Consider the following 20227-nt stretch of genomic DNA (forward strand, 5'->3'; position numbering starts at 1 on the left):
CCTATCTTGCTCCTTCTCCCGTAATCACTGTTTTCACAGTATCAATAAATACATTTGCATCCATCGCAAAGCTAAAGTTATCAATGTAGTAACAATCTAACTTAGCCTTCTCACCCGGATTGATATCATAACCACCATGTACTTGCGCGTAGCCACTCAGCCCTGGCTTAATTCGCAACCGCTGCTCAAACCCGGGATACTCATGCGAAAACTGCTCCGTAAAATTTGGTCGTTCAGGGCGTGGCCCAATCAAACTCATGTCCCCTCGAATAACGCCTAACAACTGTGGTAATTCGTCAATCCGAGTCTTACGCATGAACTTACCGACTTTGGTGACTCGAATATCGTTTTTATTCGCCCACTGGGCGCCATCCTTTTCAGCATCATTTCGCATTGAGCGTAGTTTGGTGACAATAATGTGCTGTCCCATCAATCCCACTCTCTCTTGTCGATAGAAAACAGGACCTGGACTCTCCACCTTAATTGCAATCGCAGCAATTAACACAATTGGTGACGTAAGCACCATCAAAATTAGTGCTGTAAAAAAATCAAATGTGTTTTTAACTGGAATATACCATGAATGAACCTGTTCCCCAATTTTCGTCTGATACGTTTCGGTTAGTTGATCTCCGCTAAATTGCTTCTCTTCTTTGATGACTTTCAAACCTACTCCTCCTTTCGCTCCGCCGAGTAATTAAAATAAGTGAAATCTCTTTTTCTTCTTTAATTCAATCTGCCGTATCTGATTCATTGGCACAAATTCTCCGTTGATAATTGCTTTTGCATTATCTTCATATTGCTGTGCCAACTCAGCGCCGAACTCAGTGGTCAACTTTTCAAACGCCTCACGCATTTCATACTTGCGTCCCGGCAAATGGTGCGCATCTGAAGCAAACAGGTAGCCCTGCCCTGTCTCAATTAATTGACGGCTGAATTTCTCGACCTTTTCTCCAAATGTACCGACATAGCTACTGGCGGTAATTTGTGATAAGCATCCCTTTTCAAGTAATTCATACAGGATATCCGGATGTTTCATGATCCGCGTATTACGTTCCGGATGTACGATTACGGGAATGACGCCGCGCTGCTGTAACTGAAAGATCATTTCAGTCGTGTATGTCGGTACGTCATCATCGGGAAACTCTAGCATCAAATACTGATTATCTTCATCCGCAAATAAAATATCATCCTGATCCAATGCATCTAACAGATCACCATTAATTCGAACTTCCTGTCCCGGAAAAACCGTTAACCCGATTTGATGCTCATCGAGTTGCTGTTGAAACGCCTCTGTTTGGGCAAGAACATCCGCCTTATGGTTGGTATACACGCCATTCATATGATGAGGCGTTAGCAGAGCATAGGTCACGCCATTTTCAACCGCTTCTTTAGCCAGTTGCAATGAAATCGCCATATTCGCCGAGCCATCATCAACTCCCGGTAGTAAATGACAGTGTAAATCAATCATTTGGTCTCCATCGCCCTTCTAGTTGCTGTTCTATACATACGAGCAAATAACTACCCGTTATTTGTAGCCGTAACCGTAACCATATCCATAACCGTAGCCACTACGAGCTGAAACATCATTCAAAACGTAGCCTAACACCTTAGCATTCACCATCTTCAACAACTCTACCGATCGTTGAACAGCCGCCTTCTGTGTGATTCCCTGTCGTACAATTAAAACCACGCCATCGACTTCGGCCGATAATACCTGTGTATCAGTGACTGACAGCAGTGGCGGTACGTCTAACATCACAATATCGAACTCATTTTGGCTGTTCGCTAAAAAGTCTTTCATTCGTTTGGAGTTCAATAATTCCGCTGGGTTTGGTGGAACTGGACCACTGGTTAGGATGGTTAGGTTCTCAATACCACTATTCCCTAATAATTCGTGGTAATCAGCACCCCGAGCTAAGTAGGTGGTTAAGCCCTTCGTATTTACCAAACCAAAGGTCATGTGTAGGGTTGGCCGCCGTAAATCAGCATCGACAAACAGTACGCGTTTTCCTTGTTGTGCCCAAATCACCGCCATATTGGCCGATACCGTTGACTTTCCCTCACTCACATCCGCCGATGTAAAGAGCACCGTTTTGAGATCCCGATCAACTGACGAAAAATCTATATTTGTCCGAATCGTACGAAATTGTTCAGAAATTGGATCCTTGGGATTAGACGCAGTAATCAACTTAGCGCCATTGCTCATGGTGTCAGTTGATAATTTTTTATGATGCTTAAAAATTCCCATCTTCGCTTTCTCCTATCGTACCCGTCGGTGGCTGTTACCCCGACGTGGTGTGCTATCTGTCTCTCGTTTTCTTGTTGCTTTGGCAGTTTGCTTAATTTGTGCAACCTGGCCTAGATTGGTTAACCCTAACGTTTCTACTAAATAACTGTCGCCCTTAATTGATGTATCCATGAGTTCTACGGCAAATGCATACGCAACACTGATTAGTAAGCCAATCGCAGCGCCTGCAACAACAAATAATTTTACATTAGGTGACGTCTTAGCATAGTTTGGTGTCGCCTTAGAAACAATCGTCACGTTGTTAACATCCATAATTTTTTTGATCTTGCTTTTAAAGACGGTGGCCACTTCATTCGCTACCGCGGCCGACTTCTCAGGATTATTCGTTTGAACTGCTAAAGCAAACACTTGTGAGTTCTCTTGATTGCTAATCGTGATCGAATTTTTCAATTCACTAACAGACATCTTGTAGCTTTGCCCTGTATGTTTCACAACTGCTGGTTGGGCCGCTTTGATTACATGCTTTGTTCCGTCATAGTTCGTCCGGTATTTAGCTTTCTGAGCTTTCTTGACGACCACCGTATTGTTCTTCAGATCCTTGCTAGCCTGTTTAAGTACCACTTGGTTAGTAATTAAATCCTTGTAGGTGCTAATCATTTGTACGTCGGCTTGCTGCTCCGTGTAGGCCGCGGCCGCTTGACTATTATCACTCTTACGGTTGACCAAGATCTGGGTCGTCGATGTGTACTGCGGTGTGATCAGGAATTCGGCCACGCCAAAGGCGATGACCGCGAGTCCCACCATACTCAAAACTATCAACAACAAATGCTTGCGCAAAATCGCAAACATCTGTCGAATGTCCAACATGCTGTCCATATTTCTCCTCCATGCCATGAATTAACTTAATAATGGAATCTTTACATATATTTAACACAATCTACTTCATTATTTAATATTTCATTAAAACGTTCAACCCTATATGACAAGTTTAACCTAATTGAAACATACGATTTATAGGTGCAACTATTTAAAACGCTTATAGGGCACGGAACTACGGCCCTTTTATATAATACACAAAATTCCGGGCAGATTATTTCTGCCCGGAATCTATGATCCATTAATCACCTAAATTAACGCGTTTTAACCCTAAATTATCACGGATATTATTCGATGCCGTTTGCCGCTCATTCGTCGATACCATCTGGAATGACTGACCACTGATCATCTTACCCGTTCCCTGGACGTTATCTGATTTCACCGTCTTGGCAGCATTTCGATAGTTCAGTGCTAATTTGGTCATCTGACTGAACGTCATATCAGTCTTAGATTCATTCGAAATCGAATCAAGGAAGGACTTGTTGAGCACCGTCTTGTACGAAATTGACTTCCGTAGCAGGGCCGTAATCACTAGTCGTTGCCGTTCTTGACGCCCATAATCGCCCTTCGGATCGTCGTAACGCATCCGAGAAAAGTTCAACGCGGTCTGGCCGTTCATATGCTCAGACTTGCCTGCTGTAAAGCTCGATCCGTTGTACGTGAAGGTCAATGGTGACGTAACGTCTACACCACCAACTTGGTTGATCGCCTTTTTCAAGCCACCCATGTTCACCAAGACATAGTAGTCAATCGGCACGTTGAATTCCTTTTGCACAACGTTAATGGATTCCTTTACCCCGCCAAAAGCATAGGCTGCATTGATTTTGGCTGGTGAATACTTCGGATAGTCCGGCAAATTAACATACATATCCCGTGGAATACTAGTCATGGTCGTCTTTTTAGTTTTCGGATTGATCGTCATGATGATCATTGTATCCGTCCGCCCCTTGTAGTCGCGCCCAAGATCGCCAGTATCCGTTCCGAGGAGCAGAATTGACACCGGCTTTTTGCCACTCAGCACAGCCGCTGCGTTCCGTTGTTTTGTGGCCCCTGAACTTTGATACATTCCACTCGTCATTGAACTGATATTTTTCCAGGCAACGGCCGCAAAGGCCCCTCCAGCAATCACTAGCACCCCGATAATGACTAAAACCACGTTTCTAACCGTGTGCCGCTTATGATGGTGGTGATGATGATGCCGATGAGGTTCTTGCGGTTCATCCACTTGATGATCTTCACTCATAACTTAATCCTCCCGTGATCGTCTGTGACGATCCAATTTCACACTTTTTTCACAATTCAAGACCAGTATTCCATCTTTATGGGAGTGTGTCAATGTTATCTGGGAAGTTTACCGCTCCCCATATAGCCTTTCTCTAATACTTTGGCGACCATTGCGTGGAGTCGTTTTCGATCAACAAAGGAACCATATTCATCCTTATGCAGCGTTTGACAGACGTTCGTAATGAGTTCAATCCCGAAATAGAGCTTATCGCCGCTGCCATTTTGAAGATGGAAATCCTGATCGCCATAAAAAGCATCCCGACTATCTTCGTTGCAGAACCCATACTCGAGATCAATTTGACGATGAATACCACTTTGATAATTACTCATCCAACGCGCATCCGCAATTCGGCTATCAAGAGTCTCCTTAGAAATATCACTTTTAATTTTGACCTTGGAATTAAACGCAATCGTCAATAGTTGATCCGTTGGGCAGACCCCATATGAATTAATATGGTGGGCCATGATCCACGTCGTATCCGCACAAGTTCCCCCACGAGTGGAGATTAATTTAAACTTCCCATGCGTACATGAATACGCCGTATGAATCTCTCCGATTTGCGCGATTGTACGTAACACAACATCTGAAATATGATATCGCTTACTAAATTCTGCAAGTAGTTTCCGTGACGTTTTCCTCACCGCAATCAACTCACCATCATCGTTTAGTAGCACCACGTAAATCCTTTTACTAAACCGAAATTGCCTAAACGCAAGTGTCCGTTCCCATGATAGTTGTCCTGTCTCGTCCAACATCGCTAAAATGTCCTGCTCCGTAAAATGATCCAATGTGACCGCCTGCTGTCCTCTTACATAATTCATTTCTTCATCTCCCTACACGTGTCCTCTGTGCAAACCAATTAATATAACACGGCTGTTAACCATTTCTTAAATAATAACTTACCGAAATACCCAATAAAAGTCTACTTAGAGTTTGATGAGAACGTTATTATCAGGTTTTTATATATTAATTTCTCGGTTTTATCGATGTTTTACGTAAGTTTGGTATTTGGGTTCATTTGTATCGTTCGTTATTCTAGTGGACATCAAGGCCTTGATAACTAATCTTAAGGAGTTATCACAAATGAACGATGACCAGATTCAACGCGCATTTCACTATCTCACGACCGACGACCACGAAAAAATTATTTACGGTGTTCTGAAAAAGTTGGGTGTCAACCGCCACGAGGAATACTTTGACGACCTCGTTACCGAGGGTAAAATTGCCTTCGTCAATGGTTACTGCCAAGCCGAAGCTGCTCTGCTTGACGACCCCTATCAGCTTAACGGGCGTCTCTTTAAACATGTTGAGCACAGAACCATCGACTATCTTCGGCGCCAGACACGGCAACAATCCCACAACGAATTTTCACTCGACAATGAAGCGGTAACTGAAGATATTCGTGCTGCAAAATTAGGCCAAAGTTTCATTACTCAAGACAGTACTGATCAGCTTATTCAGATGGAAGAATTCCACGAACTCTATGAGCAATCACCAGAAGGCGAACGGCGTTATCTGATGGAGCATCTAATTAACCACCTATCGCTGCGCGAGATCGCATTAAAATATGATATCAGCCCCGCAGCGGTTTCCAAGGCGAAACGCAGCTCAATCAACCGGGCACGACGTTTATTTCGACCGTAAAGTATTAATTAGAAATTAATTATCATTTTATTAAGATACGTATTGACGTAGAAAACACTTTCAATTAGAATTTAATTATAATAAGTTTTATTTTAATGTACATTCAATATGTAAATGGAGGCGAGTAATATGAAACGAGGCTATCAAACAACAACCACCACCCGTTACAAGATGTATAAGAAAGGCAGGATATGGATGTTCAGTGCCGTTGTAATCGGAACAGGGGCCTTTAGCGTCACTACCATAGCCCACGGATACTCAGGATCCAGCCACCTCAACGACATTAGCAGCGACCGCACCGACAGCGACCTCTGTTGAGGGTACCGCAACATCAATAGTAACAACCTCACCATCGTCAGTCAGAGATCACCAACTCTAGCGTACCCTCGGTTCCGACAAGTAGTTCCGCTTCGCCATTATCAAGTGCAACATCATCAAGTATAACCTTGGAAAGTAGTGAGATAGTCGCAACACCCGTTCTGACAGAAGCAGTCAAAACTACCTCTACCACACCGATTAATCCAGCTACACCAGCAAGTGAAACCGAATCTTCGACAAACACGACGGCGGAAGTGACATCCGACGTTCCCATTGCTGCCGATAGTGCAACCACAGCGGACGAACCCGTCCCCGGTCCCACAGAAGCACCCGCCGTTGAAACAACCGCTACTATTTTCACTGACGAACATTTAGATGACATGGGCATCGATGTGCAAACTGCTCATGAAGATAATGCACTCGGGATTGCCTCACTTTTCCATATTTTCTCGAATTCAACCGTGCTTAGTGCAGATACGAATGGAAATATCGCTACCGATCATTTAATCGATGGCACCACAGATTTTGGGACCCGCGGCTATGACGGTGATCTCTTCTATATTGGTCATTTATCTGGTACCGTCTTACCTAATTCATTCCGCGCCAATGATAGTCTCATTTATGTCGGTAACTCGGTTAGTTCTGGCTGGATCGACGGGCACGCCGTTATCAATCGCGTTAAATTAACGAACGTTCCTGCCGACCGTCTTTTCAAAGACAGTGCCGATACGGTTTACATTGATTTCGATTCGTACTTCAAACTGCTTCGTGAAAAAGCAGCAACTTACTACGCTCAAAACGATAGCGCGGGCGTGACTTACGACTTCACTAATATGAATCAGCGAACTATCGACGTTTCAGATGCGTCCACTTACGCCATTGAAAATCATGAGGCCCATGTTTACGCTAGTATCCCACTCAGCGTACTACAAACACCTCAGAGCCTATATGTGACTGGTGTTTCATCCGGTGGCCCGACATTAATTATTAATGTGATCGATGATTTAACAGACGTGTTCGAAGGTATGCTAGTCAACCTAGAGACAAAGACGGAAATCGAGGTCGATGGTGACCTTCTTTCATCTAAAGAACGGACTGAATTCGATCAATCCGTTATCCTTTGGAACTTCGGTGACGATCATCTGAACTATAATTTCATCATGGCCGGTCGTTTGTCGGTTCGATTCTTGCGCCAAATGCAGAGGTCATTGGCAATGTGAACATCGATGGCAACATTGTGGCCGACCATGTCAACATTGCTAGCGGCGAATCACACCGTTTCGATCTACAGACTCCTAGCGTAACTGATCCGGAAGATCCCACTGACCCGATTGATCCAGAAGACCCCGTCGATCCTGAGGAACCGACCGACCCGATCGATCCGGAAGAACCCGTGGATCCTGAAGAACCGACTGAATCTGAAACATCAACTACTCCGGAACAGGATCTAGACCGTGAGAATGCCGTCAGTATCGACCGCGACACACAAACGACCGCGGTAACCGTCTCTTCTGGCACCACCACTTCCAATCCTGTCATTACGATGATGACAACTAAACACCACTCAAATAAATCAGCCAACAGCACACTACCACAGACCGGTGACACCGCCCAACAATCTGCCACTATTTGGGGGCTGTTCGCCCTTGCCTTTACCGGACTATTTGGGCTTTCCGTTAAGGGGCGCAATAAAGACGACTAATTAACCATAACTGAGACGATCCTTCACTAGGATCGTCTTTTAGTTGGTCATAGTGTCTCGCGGATTCTATGTAAAATGCATCACGTCTATCATGTGAACAGATGTTCGCTATTTTACGGTCCTAACCCATTGAATCCGCAGCCCAACGTGGTACACTTATGGGGTTAACTCACGTTAACGATTGGGACTATATGGAGGGTTTAAATTGGAAACGCAAAACAAAGGTGCCTCACGCCGACTCTGGCTGTGGCTGATCCCGCTCATCTTGGTGATCATCTACGTCGGCGGCGCGCTGCACTACCAACATCGCTACTTACCACGGACGGAAGTTTTCGGCATCAAGATTGCGGGTAAGACCCCCACTCAAGCCGCAACAATCCTCAACAAGAATATTCAAACCACCAAGTACACCTTCAAAGAGGGTGACAAAACGGTCCTGACAACGACCGGTGCCAAACTAGGCATTAGTCGGAATTTCACCGCCATGTTGAATTCGGTGAAGGATAATCAGAGTGCTTGGAGCTGGCCGGTTCACATTTTCACACAACCGACTGCCAGCCTCACTAAAACCGTGACGTTAATCAATCAAACCACGCTCAAGCAGTTTGCGACCCAGACGGCCGCCAAACTAAACCAGACGCGGACAGCCCCTCGGAATGCTAAGTTGGCCTTCAAAGACGGCCAACTGGTCACTACGAAAGAACGCTACGGTAATCAAATTTCAGCCACTAAGCTCGCGAGTCAAACCGAAAAGCAGGTGCTTGCGAACCAAAATACGGTTAACTTGAAGAAGACTTACGACAAGCCTCAAGTAACCGTCGGGATGAAATCATTTAAGAACTTGAAAGCCAAACTCACGAAGATCAGTCACGTTTCCGGTGTGCTCAAAATTCAACAACACAACGTGAAGGTCTCCAAGAGTGAAGTACAAAGTTGGATCGATATTAACGGTACTTCAATGACCATTTCTCAAAGCAAGATCGACCACTACCTCGACAAGCTGGATCACAAGTACGCGACCTATTACAAGACGCGGCACTTCAAGTCAACGGCACGTGGGACGGTCGATGTGCCGGCCGGCATCTACGGTTGGTCAATTAGCCACAAGAAAGAAATTCCCGTGCTCGTGAAGGCCGTAAAGAGTGGCACCACCTTCGACAAGAAGGTCATTGTTAAAGGAAACGGGTACCACGCTGACGGCACCGACATTGGCAATACCTATGTCGAAGTTGATAAGCAAAACCAGATGGAATACTACTATAAAGATGGCAAGCTCGCGATGAGTTCCGCAGTCGTTACCGGGAACCCGAATAAGGGAAAAGAAACGCCATCCGGAGTCTTCTACATTTGGAGTAAACAACGTAACGCGACCCTTCGTGGAGCAAATTACGCGACAAAGGTGAGCTACTGGATGCCGGTTGATGATACCGGTGTAGGCCTTCATGATTCACCATGGCAACCTCAATACGGTGGCAGCTGGTACCTGACCCACGGTAGCCACGGATGTGTGAACAATCCACCCGCCTTTGCGGCTCAGCTTTACAACGCTGTATCCGTCGGCACCCCCGTCATTATTTTCTAAAATCGTAATTAAAAGCCGATTCTCGATTGTGAGAATCGGCTTTTTTCGTGAATACTATCCGATATACGACAAAATCTCGCCCCTCCTATTGGAGAGACGAGATTTTTTAATTAATGTTGTAAAATTGCGACAATCAAGAGCACCAACGCTGCCGCAAATTGAACGAAGTCAAACAGAAAATGCGTGATAATGTTTTGCCAGATATTTCGACTAAAGTAGTAAATTAGGGCGAAGAAGCCACCGATCACCATATACGGTACCATCTGGGTAACATCCCCATTGAAGTTATTCCAGTGCACCAATCCAAAGGCGATCGATGACACAAAGAACATCAGGAACGTCACAATTCGATGGCCGCGCCACTGGTAAAACAGCACGTGCCGGAAAACTAGTTCCTCAGTAAACGGCGCCATCAACACGGTTAGACTCCCGAAGAGCCCAATACCGGCCGTTGTCACTGCTTGGAAGCTCAACACATCGGCAGCCCCGCCCGCGGCGCTTGATCCCATAACGGCCTTCATCCCGATCCGGACGAGGGCGAGCACGGCATAAACGGCAATCATCAAGACGACATCTAGAGCAATATTACGGACGATATGTTCGCGGTACCGGTGCCAATTACTCCCCAGCACATCGTGGAACATCCAGACGACGATCAAAAAGACAGCGAAGGCTAGCCCAACGGCAATACTGACCTTCACCAGTTGCGTTTGTCCCGGTTGCACTAAGACCTGGCCCAGGCCGAGTTCTGCGAGAATCAAGGCCACCGCAACCAGCGACTTGATTGGACTCACAGCAACCGTGGACGCTGCATGTGAGGAAAAGTCGGCGTGAGCCAGCGGCCGCTGCCGTTGAAAACTACCACTACCAAAGAGCCCGCGTTCACGGTCTAGTTTGACGGAACCGCGGCCGATCGTAATCGCACCGATAATGGCAAAGACCACAAAGTAAATGATGGCCGTGGTCACACTCGTGCCCGCATTGTTACTCAGCGTGCCAAACGCCATTTGATCAAAGGCATCGATAATGGCGTGAAAAATCACGGTAATCCAGAGGTTATTCGTCACCAGATAGACGGCCGCGAGGAAGAAGCCCAGCCCGATCGCCATTAAAATTTGCGCGCCAGTATTGGTCCAGTTACCACTACTTAAGCCGTTGACGGCGTGCACGAGGCCAAACCCGAGACCACTAAGGCAGGCCGTAGTCATGGCTCCCAGACGGAAATGGCTGTACAGGTAGCTGACAAGCAAGCCCCGGAAGACGTACTCTTCCACCAGCCCCACAGTCAGTCCCATAACTAACGCAATTAAAATATTAGCCGGCGTCAACACGTATTGGGCACCCAGCGTGGCATCCCCAATCAGCACGACAATCACCGGTAACAAAAACAGCCAATTCTTCGCGGTCGAGGACGCGTTCCGTCCCCACCCGATTTTGGCATGGAAGTACAGCCGATTGACCAGCCACCAAATCAGTAACGCGACGAGTTCGGTGCCGATACCGGCCCAACCCTTTCCGTTGGTGGAATGAATGCTAACTAAGTTATTGAGGCCCAGGTTAAATCCCACGTTGACGATTTCCTGGGCAATGGTCGAGATAATGAGCACTAAGAATAATGACAAAATATAAAAAACTGACCAGTGCTTTCTCACTAAAAATCCCTCCTTGAACAATTTGATTCCATGATACCAGTTATCGGGGTGTGGGACTAGGGTGACGAGCTCAGAGCGACGCAATTTAAATGAAATCCAATGTCACGGCACGTTGGTTACCAGATTGGCCATAATGAGCGATTTTAGTGTGTCTGGCACGAGATTTTTATGAGATAAATTAACGTTGTTTTTGTGATGTGCGTTCGTTGGTGGCCCTTAAAAATAAGGCAACCAGTTCCGCTTGTTGGGGACCCGATACCTTACTTATTTTGATTGCACACTTTTGTTGTATCGTACGGGCCAGATTTATGTCACTCGTCTGCCTTCAAGGTAGTTCGACCAGCGGCGGTGCCTGGCGCATCTTTAACTTCTAAGCCACGAGCCACAAAAAATAGACCATCAAGTACCCAATCAGGTACTCAATGGTCTATTTTCTCATTGGCCGGCATCTAGCCGGCCATGATAGTTATCGGCGCCTAAATAGATGCACTTCATCGTCTTATTTATAGTTAGGGGCCGCCTTGGTAATTTGCACATCATGTGGATGTGATTCGATTAATCCGGCGCTTGTAATTTGAACGAATTGGGCGTTGTTGATCAATGCGTCAATGTCAGCGGCACCAACGTATCCCATTCCTGAACGTAATCCACCAACTAATTGGAAGATAATGTCCGTAACGTCACCCTTGTATTCAACCCGGGCTTCGATACCTTCTGGCACTAACTTGTTGGCTTCGTTAACGCCACCTTGGAAGTAACGGTCGGATGATCCATGGGATTGTGACATTGCGGCAACTGAACCCATACCACGGTATGACTTGAATTGCTTACCATTGTCTTCGAAGATTTCACCAGGTGCTTCGGTCGTGCCTGAGAACATGCTTCCCAGCATAACGGCGTTACCGCCAGCAGCCAAAGCCTTCACGATATCACCAGAATACTTGATCCCACCATCGGCGATGATGGTTTTGCCGTATTCGCGTGCTACTGAAGCAGCATCGTAAACGGCGGTAATTTGAGGAACCCCCACACCGGCAACGACACGGGTGGTACAAATTGAACCAGGGCCAATGCCGACTTTAACAACGTCCACACCGGCGTCATAGAGAGCACGAGCGCCTTCAGCAGTAGCAACGTTCCCAGCAATCAAAGTTGCTTCTGGGAAGTGTTCGCGGATTTCAGCAATCTTGCGGAGAACACCGGCTGAATGACCATGGGCTGTATCGATGACGATGGCATCAACACCAGCATCAAGCAAGGCTTCAGCACGATCAAATGTATCACTTGTGACACCCACCGCAGCAGCGACCAATAAGTGATTGTTATCATCAACAGCAGCCTTTTCGAAGTTTCCCGTCAAATTAACGCCTTTAACGGTTGCTACTTCGCCAGCCTGTGCTTGGATTGACATGTTCTTGTGGATAACACCCATCCCACCTTGTAAAGCCATGGCAATTCCCATTGCACTTTCAGTGACCGTGTCCATTCCGGCACTCAAAAAAGGAACGTGGAGCTTAATATTCTTTGCTAGTTGAACGCTCAAATCGACTTCGTTCGGTAATACGTGACTTTCCGCTGGAATTAATAGTACATCGTCGAACGTTAAACCTTTTTTAGCAAATTTTGTTTCCCATTTTGACATTACTTTTGCACCCCTATTCTTTTAATTGTTACTACGTTACCAGCCTTATGGCTAATGGTCAAATACTTCTTTCGTTTTATCATCATTTTTTCATTTTCAGAAAACAAAAACACGTACTTTTTGAAAGCACGAACATTAGTTGTTCCTTACTTCAATAAGATACGTGTTTAAAGCGGATTATTTCCGCCGGGTTGGTTGTTGCCGTGGTTGGCCACCGAGGGCCCCACCGACAATGTGATACTTGCGACGCAGGTAAATATCAACCCCAAAGCCAATTACGGCGAGCACGATATAAACGAGCCCTGGCAACTGAGCATTGATCCCCTTGGCTGGCATGAAGCCCACGAAGAAGTAGATCGCAATCCAGGCTACTAGCCCAACAGCAACGACCCCAATCTTATACCACATTGAGTGTTGCTTCGCCTTTTCGCTTCCGGGTTGAATCGACTTAGTGACCCAAGCAAACAGCAGACCACCAAAGACGGCCACTAAGATGATAGCTAAGATGCCGCTGGTCCCAGAGGTAGCGGCTTGGGCCTTCAGTGCCTTCGATTGGAAGGTTCCCATGAACCCAAACAATAGGGCAAAGATACTGAAGAACATCAGCCCATTGTCGGTTGCCAATAGTCCAAAGCTACTTTGCGATGCTGGCACCGGTGCCTTCTTCGGACCGTTGATCAGTTCATCGGCCTTTTCGGCTGGCGTTCCAAATAATTGACGCGCAGTTTGACCCTTCTTTTGGCCTTCTAGCAGTGTATCGATCGTCGTCTTCAAGGCTTCGGGCTTTTTATCCTGCTTGATGCCCTGTTCGTCCAACTGCTTGTTTAGTTGGTACATAAATTCTTCGCTACGCTTAGTTAAGCCTAACTCACTAAATTGGCGGTGCACATTAGCATGCTGTTCATGCACGTGCTCCCGTTGCTTACTACCAGCGGCGGCGTTACGAGGCTGGTTTTGATTCTCTTCACTCACTGAAATTCCCCTCTCTTGGTGCTTGGATGATTTTTTGGTGCGGGTTTTGCTGAAACGTGTTCGTGAAGCACTGGCGCCTAACGGATAAGCCCCCATTAACTCTGACCGCAAACCCACGATCACAGTTAATGGTGTCTTATCCCACGGCACCAACCCGTGCTTACTCGCACTCTAAACTACACATTAAACCTAAACTCTACAATATCCCCATCTTGCATGACGTAGTCCTTACCTTCCAGTCTTAACCGGCCGGCTTCCTTGACTGCGTTTTGCGTTTCGTACTTGTCCAAGTCTTCATATCCCATAATTTCCGCGCGAATGAAGCCTCGTTCAAAGTCCGTATGGATAATTCCGGCAGCTTGTGGCGCCTTCGTTCCCTTCTTATACGTCCAAGCCCGCGTTTCCTTACCACCGGCCGTAAAGAAGGTTTCTAGTCCTAACAGCGCATACGATGCCCGAATCAAACGGTTCAACCCAGGTTCTTCCACGCCTTCCATCTCAAGGAATTCCGCCTTATCTGCGTCATCCATTTCAGCGATTTCTTCTTCGCTGGCGGCCGCAACCCCAATGACTTCGGCGCCTTCATCCTTGACATAGTAGCGAATGGATTGGATGTACTTGTTAGATTCCGGATCGCCGATTTCGTCTTCACTGACGTTAGCGACATATAAGACCGGCTTCGACGTTAACAGGAACAAGCCCTTCACGATTGGTAATTCATCTTCCGCGAAGTCAATCGTCCGGACACTCTTACCAGCTTCCAAAACGGGACGAATCTTTTCCAAAACGGCTAATTCCGCCTTAGCTTCCTTATCGCTCCCCTTGGCTGCGCGTTGAACCTTTGCCAAGCGCTTGTCGACGGCTTCCAAATCAGCCAAACCGAGTTCCAAGTTGATCGTTTCGATATCATCGATTGGATCCACTTTACCAGTCACATGGGTAATGTTGTCGTCGTCAAAGGCCCGCACAACGTGCACAATTGCATCCACCTGACGGATGTTTTCAAGGAACTTGTTACCAAGTCCTTCCCCCTTGCTGGCACCCTTGACGATCCCGGCAATATCGGTAAATTCAAACGTCGTTGGGACCACTTTTTTGGCGGGAATGAGTTCTTGAATTCGCTCCAATCGTTTGTCAGGGACCTCCACCATCCCCACGTTAGGATCAATCGTCGCAAACGGGTAGTTGGCCATTTCTGCCCCCGCTTTTGTAATTGCATTAAATAAGGTTGATTTACCAACGTTTGGCAAACCGACAATTCCTGCTGTTAACGCCATTTGTTAATTCACTCTTTCCTTTGAATTTTAATTAATCTTCTTCGCTTGTGGTTGCTTTTCGAAGCACTTTTTTCATGCGCTTTTCGAAGTTTCGGCGGCTCAACATGACAATGTGACCGCATCCGAGACACTTGATTTTGATGTCAGCGCCCATGCGAATGATTTCCCATTCGTTTGTGCCACATGGATGCTGCTTTTTCATCATAACAACGTCACCCTTATCGTACATGTGAATTCCTCCTTCGTTGTGAATCCTCGTCTTATTGTTGCTCTAACTCTAGTGACCAGCTACGCCTTGGTGGCGCCGCCGGCATTCAACCAGTCTAGTTTAAATCAACATCCAACATTTCCAAAATCCGACTGAGATCATCATCGGATAGATACGAAATCTCGATCTTACCGGCCCCGTTCTTCTTATTCGACTGGGCCAGTGCCACCTTGGTGCCAAACTTCGATTGTAGTTGGTCTTCCGCGGCCTTCACAAAGACTGACTTTTGTGGGGTCTTCTTATCTTTTCGGTTCTTCAACTCGCCGTTCATCTGGTTAACGATTTGTTCGAGTTGCCGCACGGTCAAGTTTTGCCGCACCGTCCGCCGGGCCAAAGAAACTAACCGATCCTTATCCTTCAAGCCGAGCAACGTCCGGGCCTGCCCCATCGACAGCTTATCGTCTTGCAGCATATCCTTGATCATCTTGGGTAAGCCCAATAACCGGAGATAGTTGGCGATGTATGGCCGACTCTTCCCTAACCGTTTAGCCACTTCGGCCTGCGTTAAGGAGAGCTTTTCCATTAACGTATCGTACGCCTGCGCTTCTTCCAACGGAGTGAGGTCTTCACGTTGCAAGTTTTCGAGGACGGCAACTTCCATCATTTCTTCGTCGTTAGTTTCCCGTACGATCGCCGGAATGGTTAGCTTCTTGGCGAGCTTAGAAGCCCGGAAGCGTCGTTCACCGGCAATGATTTCGTAGCGTTTGAGCTTCTTATCCGGTTGCCGCAAAATGATGGGCTGAAAGACGCCCGACTTTTCAATCGAAGCGGCTAATTCCTTCAACGCCTTGGTGTCAAAAATCCGCCGTGGCTGATAGGGATTCGGCCGAATCTCACTAATACTAATTTCTTGGACGCTTTCTTCGCTGGCGGAAACGTCATTATCTTCAAAGAGCGCTTCGATTCCGCGACCGAGTCCTTTTTTACTATTTACCATGCGCTGCTAACACTTCCTTTGCAAGTTGGCGATAGACTTCGGCACCTTTCGACTTTGGATCGTAATCGATAATCGGTAGCCCATGACTTGGGGCCTCTGACAACCGGACGTTCCGTGGAATGATCGTGTCATAGACCTGATCGCCAAAGAACTTCTTCACTTCGGCGTTCACTTGTTGCCCCAGATTAGTCCGGGCATCAAACATCGTCATCAGCACCCCTTCGATCTTCAGTGCGGGGTTAAAGTGCTTTTGCACGAGCTTAATGGTGTTCAATAATTGGCTCAAGCCTTCCAAAGCGTAGTATTCACTTTGAACCGGAATCAAAATCGAATCACTGGCCGTAAAGGCGTTGATCGTCAAAAGCCCTAACGAAGGTGGGCAATCAATCAACACGTAGTCGTAGGTATCCTTGACCGAGTCAATGGCATCTTTCAGGCGGGTCTCACGCGCCATCATCGAGGTTAATTCGATTTCAGCACCGGACAGTTGGATCGTCGTTGGAACAATATCCAAGCCGTCATGCACCGTCTTCATGATCACGTCCTTGATTGGCGTTTCATCAATCAACACATGATAGACGTCTTGTTCAATCGTGGCTTTCGAAATCCCCGTACCGCTCGTAGCATTCCCTTGGGGATCAATATCAATCAGCAACACGTGCTGGCCCTGTTCTGCAAGGCAGGCACCTAAGTTCACGCTGGTTGTGGTCTTGCCGACGCCCCCCTTTTGATTGGCTAATGCAATCACATATCCCATCTTATTTACCGCCTTTCTCTTGCTTATTCTTCGGAATTTCAATCACGATCTCATAGTGATCATCCTGTTCTTCCTCACGCGTGGTAATGACCATGCCGCTGTCTTGGATCATCTTAATCGAGTGCTTGATCGTGTTGACCGCGATCCGCGAATCACTGACCTTCTGACTGACACGTTGTTTCTTTTTCTTGGTTTTCTTTTTAGGTGCTTCCACCGCGGGTGTTTCGTCCGCAGCAGGAATCTTTCCGAGCATCCGACCGACGAGTTCTTCGGTCTGCTTAACGTTAAGTTTATCGTTAACGATTTGCATCAAAACGTCGCGTTGCTGATCTTCATCGAGATCTAGCATGGCTCGGCCGTGCCGTTCTGTGATACGACGATCCAAAATTGCATTTTGAACCGGTGCGATAAGTTTCAGTAACCGGAGCTTATTCGCCACGAAGGACTGACTCTTCCCCATCCCCTTGGCCAACGCCGTCTGGGTGATGTGGTTGAGTTCCATCAGGTCACGATAAGCCTGCGCCTCTTCGACGGAGCTGAGCTGTTCGCGCTGCAAGTTTTCGATCAACGCCAGTGAGGCGGTTTCCTTGTCATTCATCTTTTCGACAATGGCCGGAACCTTTTCCCACTGCAATTCGTTCACCGCCCGAAACCGCCGCTCGCCAGCGATGATTTCGTACTTATCGTCCTCATACTCACGTAAGATGATCGGTTGTAATAGGCCGTGTGCTTCAATCGTCTCGGCAAGTTCCTTAATCGCCGTCGGATCAAACACCTTTCGGGGTTGGAACCGATTGGGAGTAATCTTTGTAACATCCACTTCGACAACCTGATTGGTTGCCGGTTGATTTTTCTTTCCTTTATTAAATAGTGAAAATGCCATACTCATCCTCCCCTTCGATTAGTCGATCGGCTTTTTATTTGGAACACCGGGCCGTCGAGGATACTTCACTGGTGTTGCCACCTGTTTGTTCATCACGATCATCGTGCGTGGTTCGTGATTGAGTGGTAACGTCAAGTTTTCGGTCTGGGTGACCTGCCCGCCCAATACCGTAATCGCATGGTTGGCATCACTCAGTTCATCCTGTGCTTGACTTGCCTTCATCGCGATGAAACTGCCGCCAACCTTCACAAGTGGCAGGCACAGTTCACTCAACACCGACAAGCGCGCCACGGCCCGCGCCGTCACGATGTCAAAACTTTCGCGATACGGGCTCTTCTTCGCACCAAACGTTTCGGCTCGGTCGTGAATCAGAGTTACGTCTTGTAGTCCGAGCTTAGCGACAAGTCCTTCTAGGAAATTAATCCGCTTATTAAGCGAATCCACAATGGTGACCTTCAACTTAGGGAAAGCAATTTTGAGCGGCAGCGATGGAAAACCAGCGCCAGCACCGACATCGCAAAGCGTTAGCGCCTCATTTTGAAGCTGCGCGACGACGAGGGCGGGCGTGATCGAATCGTAGAAGTGCTTGAGATAGACTTCATTTTCTTCGGTAATACTCGTTAGGTTGAGTTGCTGGTTACCGATCACGAGCTCGTGATAGTAAGTTTGAAATTGCTGCATTTGTTGCTGTGACAGATCGATACCATGATCTGCTAAAGCTTGCTGAAACTGTTGTGGATTCATACATTTTCTCCTTAGACTTGTGAAACAAATTTATGTTTCACGTACGGTTCTACTTTACCCTAAATCAGGGTTGTAAGCAAGTATTGGATACAGAACCAACCTTGATTATGACTCACATTTAGTCAATATTTTCGGTTGGGGTTAATTCACCATCTAACCATTAACTATACCAGTCTGAATCACAATTGTTCAGTCCTCTAAATCGGATCTTTCTTTCATATAATCCGTTTCGCACAAATCCCATTTTTTCTGTGTTTAATTCCAAAACAAATCAGGCCATTCCAGTTACGGAATGGCCTGACTCATGCAGAAAAGCTTACTTACGTTTTAGTCAACCACTTCCGACTAAAGTCGGAAGCTTGTGAGAACTACACCTAACGGTGCAATGACCACAAATTGCTTAGATACAGCGATTGCCTGCAAGCGGGTCTTATCCGCTAATTACCAAAGCCTTTATAGTCCGCAGGTTGCCAGACGGACTGTATAATTTTACATTGATGCGAGACCTTTAGCCAAAATATTTTGAGCGGCATTATGGTCACGAATATGGTGAGTTTCACATTGCGGACATACCCAATCACGATCGGCTAGCGTAAGTTTGTTAGTTGTTCCAGTGCCCATAACAAACCCGCAATCATGACATGTCTGGGTAGTGTTTCTCGGATTAACGGTGATAAATTTTTGACCGTACAGGTCGGCTTTATATGCCAGCATGCCCAAAAAGGTTCGCCAACCAACATCAGAAATACTCATAGCCAGAGCGTGATTTCGTAACATATTCCTACTTCTAAGCTCTTCAGCGACAACCAAATCGTGATTCTTGATAAGTGTGGTCGAGACGAGATGTAGAAAGTTTTTGCGACGATTAGCAATTTTACGCTGAATAGTGGAAACAACGTTACGCTGTTTCTGATAATTCTTGGCATCACGTAACGGCCGATGTTCTTTTTTGGCACGTCGTGCCCGTCGAGAGAGCTTGCGTTGTGCTTTCGCCAACTTCCCGCTAACAGAACGATAGTAACGAGGATTGGCAACAATATTTCCTTCGGAATCAGTTAGAAAATTATCAGTATTTAAGTCAATCCCAATAGCATTAGTTGTTTCATTACTAACTTTGTTTACAAAAGGTTGTTCGGATGCTAATTGCATTGCTATATAGTAACGACCGGTAGCGTCCATTGAAATTGTGGTCGTACCAATACGAATACTGTCCATACGATTGAATACTTTTTGAGGTATCCCTTTGAAACGCAAGCGACCTAATTTCGGTAATTGAACCTGTCGAGAATTAATGATCTGAACACTACCGTTTTGCATGTTGGATATAGCTAATTTACTAGCATACATGCAGGAAGTTTGGTATTTTTGTTCAATTCTTTTTTTGTGAAATACTGGTGTTCCAGCACGATGAACTTTCCGAAATAAATTCCAAGCAGCACG

Annotated in this window: 21 protein-coding genes; 5 read left to right on the forward strand and 16 right to left on the reverse strand. The window is 46.5% G+C overall.

Features of this window, described 5'->3' with window-relative positions; translation table 11 throughout:
• Position 1: 1 nt before the first annotated feature.
• The 6 genes from FC26_RS08725 to FC26_RS08750 all read right to left on the reverse strand — a co-directional run bounded on the left by FC26_RS08725 (position 2) and on the right by FC26_RS08750 (position 5230).
• Positions 2 to 664, reverse strand: a complete 663-nt coding sequence (locus FC26_RS08725) for a sugar transferase (protein WP_083483802.1) — start codon at positions 662 to 664, stop codon at positions 2 to 4.
• A gap of 30 nt (positions 665 to 694) precedes the next feature.
• Positions 695 to 1468 (reverse strand): tyrosine-protein phosphatase, encoded by a 774-nt coding sequence (locus tag FC26_RS08730; RefSeq protein WP_057779715.1) that lies wholly within the window; start codon positions 1466 to 1468, stop codon positions 695 to 697.
• Positions 1469 to 1525: 57 nt separating this feature from the next.
• Positions 1526 to 2248: a CpsD/CapB family tyrosine-protein kinase gene (locus tag FC26_RS08735; RefSeq protein ID WP_057779717.1), complete on the reverse strand. Its 723-nt coding sequence runs from the start codon at positions 2246 to 2248 to the stop codon at positions 1526 to 1528.
• A gap of 12 nt (positions 2249 to 2260) precedes the next feature.
• A complete protein-coding gene (locus tag FC26_RS08740) occupies positions 2261 to 3124 on the reverse strand; it encodes a YveK family protein (RefSeq protein WP_057779719.1) in 864 nt (287 codons plus the stop codon).
• Positions 3125 to 3365: 241 nt separating this feature from the next.
• Positions 3366 to 4367, reverse strand: a complete 1002-nt coding sequence (locus FC26_RS08745) for an LCP family protein (RefSeq protein ID WP_057779721.1) — start codon at positions 4365 to 4367, stop codon at positions 3366 to 3368.
• A gap of 95 nt (positions 4368 to 4462) precedes the next feature.
• Entirely contained in the window at positions 4463 to 5230 is a 768-nt protein-coding gene (locus tag FC26_RS08750; RefSeq protein ID WP_057779723.1) for a hypothetical protein, read from the reverse strand.
• Between the two features lie 262 nt (positions 5231 to 5492).
• Between FC26_RS08750 and FC26_RS08755 the strand changes: the two genes are divergently transcribed.
• The 5 genes from FC26_RS08755 (at position 5493) to FC26_RS08780 (ending at position 9655) form a co-directional block, all read left to right on the forward strand.
• Positions 5493 to 6053 carry a sigma-70 family RNA polymerase sigma factor gene (locus tag FC26_RS08755; RefSeq protein WP_057779725.1) on the forward strand — a complete coding sequence of 187 codons (561 nt, stop codon included), beginning with the start codon at positions 5493 to 5495 and terminating at the stop codon, positions 6051 to 6053.
• A 129-nt stretch (positions 6054 to 6182) separates the two neighbouring features.
• Positions 6183 to 6371 carry a KxYKxGKxW signal peptide domain-containing protein gene (locus FC26_RS13215; RefSeq protein WP_057779727.1) on the forward strand — a complete coding sequence of 63 codons (189 nt, stop codon included), beginning with the start codon at positions 6183 to 6185 and terminating at the stop codon, positions 6369 to 6371.
• A 128-nt stretch (positions 6372 to 6499) separates the two neighbouring features.
• Positions 6500 to 7591, forward strand: a complete 1092-nt coding sequence (locus tag FC26_RS08770) for an RAD23 family protein (RefSeq protein ID WP_157061153.1) — start codon at positions 6500 to 6502, stop codon at positions 7589 to 7591.
• Positions 7588 to 8073, forward strand: coding sequence for an LPXTG cell wall anchor domain-containing protein (locus FC26_RS13155; RefSeq protein ID WP_057779733.1), 486 nt, complete (start codon positions 7588 to 7590; stop codon positions 8071 to 8073). Before FC26_RS08770 ends, FC26_RS13155 begins: the two co-directional genes overlap by 4 nt.
• A 205-nt stretch (positions 8074 to 8278) precedes the next feature.
• The gene (locus tag FC26_RS08780; RefSeq protein WP_057779735.1) at positions 8279 to 9655 is read left to right on the forward strand and encodes a L,D-transpeptidase family protein; all 1377 of its coding nucleotides are present in this window, start codon (positions 8279 to 8281) and stop codon (positions 9653 to 9655) included.
• Positions 9656 to 9765: 110 nt separating this feature from the next.
• Here the strand turns inward: FC26_RS08780 and FC26_RS08785 are convergent, their stop codons facing one another.
• The 10 genes from FC26_RS08785 to FC26_RS08830 form a co-directional block, all read right to left on the reverse strand.
• Positions 9766 to 11307 (reverse strand): CPBP family intramembrane glutamic endopeptidase, encoded by a 1542-nt coding sequence (locus FC26_RS08785; protein WP_057779737.1) that lies wholly within the window; start codon positions 11305 to 11307, stop codon positions 9766 to 9768.
• Between the two features lie 499 nt (positions 11308 to 11806).
• Positions 11807 to 12949 (reverse strand): IMP dehydrogenase, encoded by a 1143-nt coding sequence (gene guaB / locus FC26_RS08790; protein WP_057779739.1) that lies wholly within the window; start codon positions 12947 to 12949, stop codon positions 11807 to 11809.
• A gap of 177 nt (positions 12950 to 13126) precedes the next feature.
• Entirely contained in the window at positions 13127 to 13921 is a 795-nt protein-coding gene (locus FC26_RS08795; protein WP_162259979.1) for a DUF1129 domain-containing protein, read from the reverse strand.
• A 176-nt stretch (positions 13922 to 14097) separates the two neighbouring features.
• A complete protein-coding gene (gene ychF, locus FC26_RS08800) occupies positions 14098 to 15198 on the reverse strand; it encodes a redox-regulated ATPase YchF (RefSeq protein WP_057779742.1) in 1101 nt (366 codons plus the stop codon).
• 31 nt (positions 15199 to 15229) lie between these two features.
• On the reverse strand, positions 15230 to 15427 hold the full coding sequence (locus FC26_RS08805) for a DUF951 domain-containing protein (protein WP_057779744.1): 198 nt from the start codon (positions 15425 to 15427) through the stop codon (positions 15230 to 15232).
• A 94-nt stretch (positions 15428 to 15521) separates the two neighbouring features.
• The gene (locus tag FC26_RS08810; RefSeq protein ID WP_057779746.1) at positions 15522 to 16403 is read right to left on the reverse strand and encodes a ParB/RepB/Spo0J family partition protein; all 882 of its coding nucleotides are present in this window, start codon (positions 16401 to 16403) and stop codon (positions 15522 to 15524) included.
• Positions 16393 to 17160, reverse strand: a complete 768-nt coding sequence (locus tag FC26_RS08815; RefSeq protein WP_057779747.1) for a ParA family protein — start codon at positions 17158 to 17160, stop codon at positions 16393 to 16395. Before FC26_RS08815 ends, FC26_RS08810 begins: the two co-directional genes overlap by 11 nt.
• A 1-nt stretch (position 17161) precedes the next feature.
• The gene (gene noc / locus FC26_RS08820; protein WP_057779749.1) at positions 17162 to 18043 is read right to left on the reverse strand and encodes a nucleoid occlusion protein; all 882 of its coding nucleotides are present in this window, start codon (positions 18041 to 18043) and stop codon (positions 17162 to 17164) included.
• An 18-nt stretch (positions 18044 to 18061) separates the two neighbouring features.
• Complete coding sequence (gene rsmG / locus FC26_RS08825; RefSeq protein WP_057779751.1) at positions 18062 to 18787, reverse strand: 16S rRNA (guanine(527)-N(7))-methyltransferase RsmG; 726 nt, start codon at positions 18785 to 18787, stop codon at positions 18062 to 18064.
• A gap of 489 nt (positions 18788 to 19276) precedes the next feature.
• On the reverse strand, positions 19277 to 20227 hold a 951-nt coding region (locus FC26_RS08830; protein WP_057779753.1), incomplete at its 5' end, for an RNA-guided endonuclease InsQ/TnpB family protein.

The sequence above is a fragment of the Paucilactobacillus vaccinostercus DSM 20634 genome (assembly GCF_001436295.1).
Lineage (GTDB): Bacteria > Bacillota > Bacilli > Lactobacillales > Lactobacillaceae > Paucilactobacillus > Paucilactobacillus vaccinostercus.

Excerpts from the sequence above, each read along its gene's own strand:
- FC26_RS08730 (WP_057779715.1), bottom strand. The coding sequence starts at position 1,468 with ATGATTGATTTACACTGTCATTTACTACCGGGAGTTGATGATGGCTCG.
- FC26_RS08735 (WP_057779717.1), bottom strand. The coding sequence starts at position 2,248 with ATGGGAATTTTTAAGCATCATAAAAAATTATCAACTGACACCATGAGC.
- FC26_RS08740 (WP_057779719.1), bottom strand. The coding sequence starts at position 3,124 with ATGGACAGCATGTTGGACATTCGACAGATGTTTGCGATTTTGCGCAAG.
- FC26_RS08745 (WP_057779721.1), bottom strand. The coding sequence starts at position 4,367 with ATGAGTGAAGATCATCAAGTGGATGAACCGCAAGAACCTCATCGGCAT.
- FC26_RS08750 (WP_057779723.1), bottom strand. The coding sequence starts at position 5,230 with ATGAATTATGTAAGAGGACAGCAGGCGGTCACATTGGATCATTTTACG.
- FC26_RS08755 (WP_057779725.1), top strand. The coding sequence starts at position 5,493 with ATGAACGATGACCAGATTCAACGCGCATTTCACTATCTCACGACCGAC.
- FC26_RS13215 (WP_057779727.1), top strand. The coding sequence starts at position 6,183 with ATGAAACGAGGCTATCAAACAACAACCACCACCCGTTACAAGATGTAT.
- guaB (WP_057779739.1), bottom strand. The coding sequence starts at position 12,949 with ATGTCAAAATGGGAAACAAAATTTGCTAAAAAAGGTTTAACGTTCGAC.
- ychF (WP_057779742.1), bottom strand. The coding sequence starts at position 15,198 with ATGGCGTTAACAGCAGGAATTGTCGGTTTGCCAAACGTTGGTAAATCA.
- FC26_RS08805 (WP_057779744.1), bottom strand. The coding sequence starts at position 15,427 with ATGTACGATAAGGGTGACGTTGTTATGATGAAAAAGCAGCATCCATGT.
- FC26_RS08810 (WP_057779746.1), bottom strand. The coding sequence starts at position 16,403 with ATGGTAAATAGTAAAAAAGGACTCGGTCGCGGAATCGAAGCGCTCTTT.
- FC26_RS08815 (WP_057779747.1), bottom strand. The coding sequence starts at position 17,160 with ATGGGATATGTGATTGCATTAGCCAATCAAAAGGGGGGCGTCGGCAAG.
- noc (WP_057779749.1), bottom strand. The coding sequence starts at position 18,043 with ATGGCATTTTCACTATTTAATAAAGGAAAGAAAAATCAACCGGCAACC.
- rsmG (WP_057779751.1), bottom strand. The coding sequence starts at position 18,787 with ATGAATCCACAACAGTTTCAGCAAGCTTTAGCAGATCATGGTATCGAT.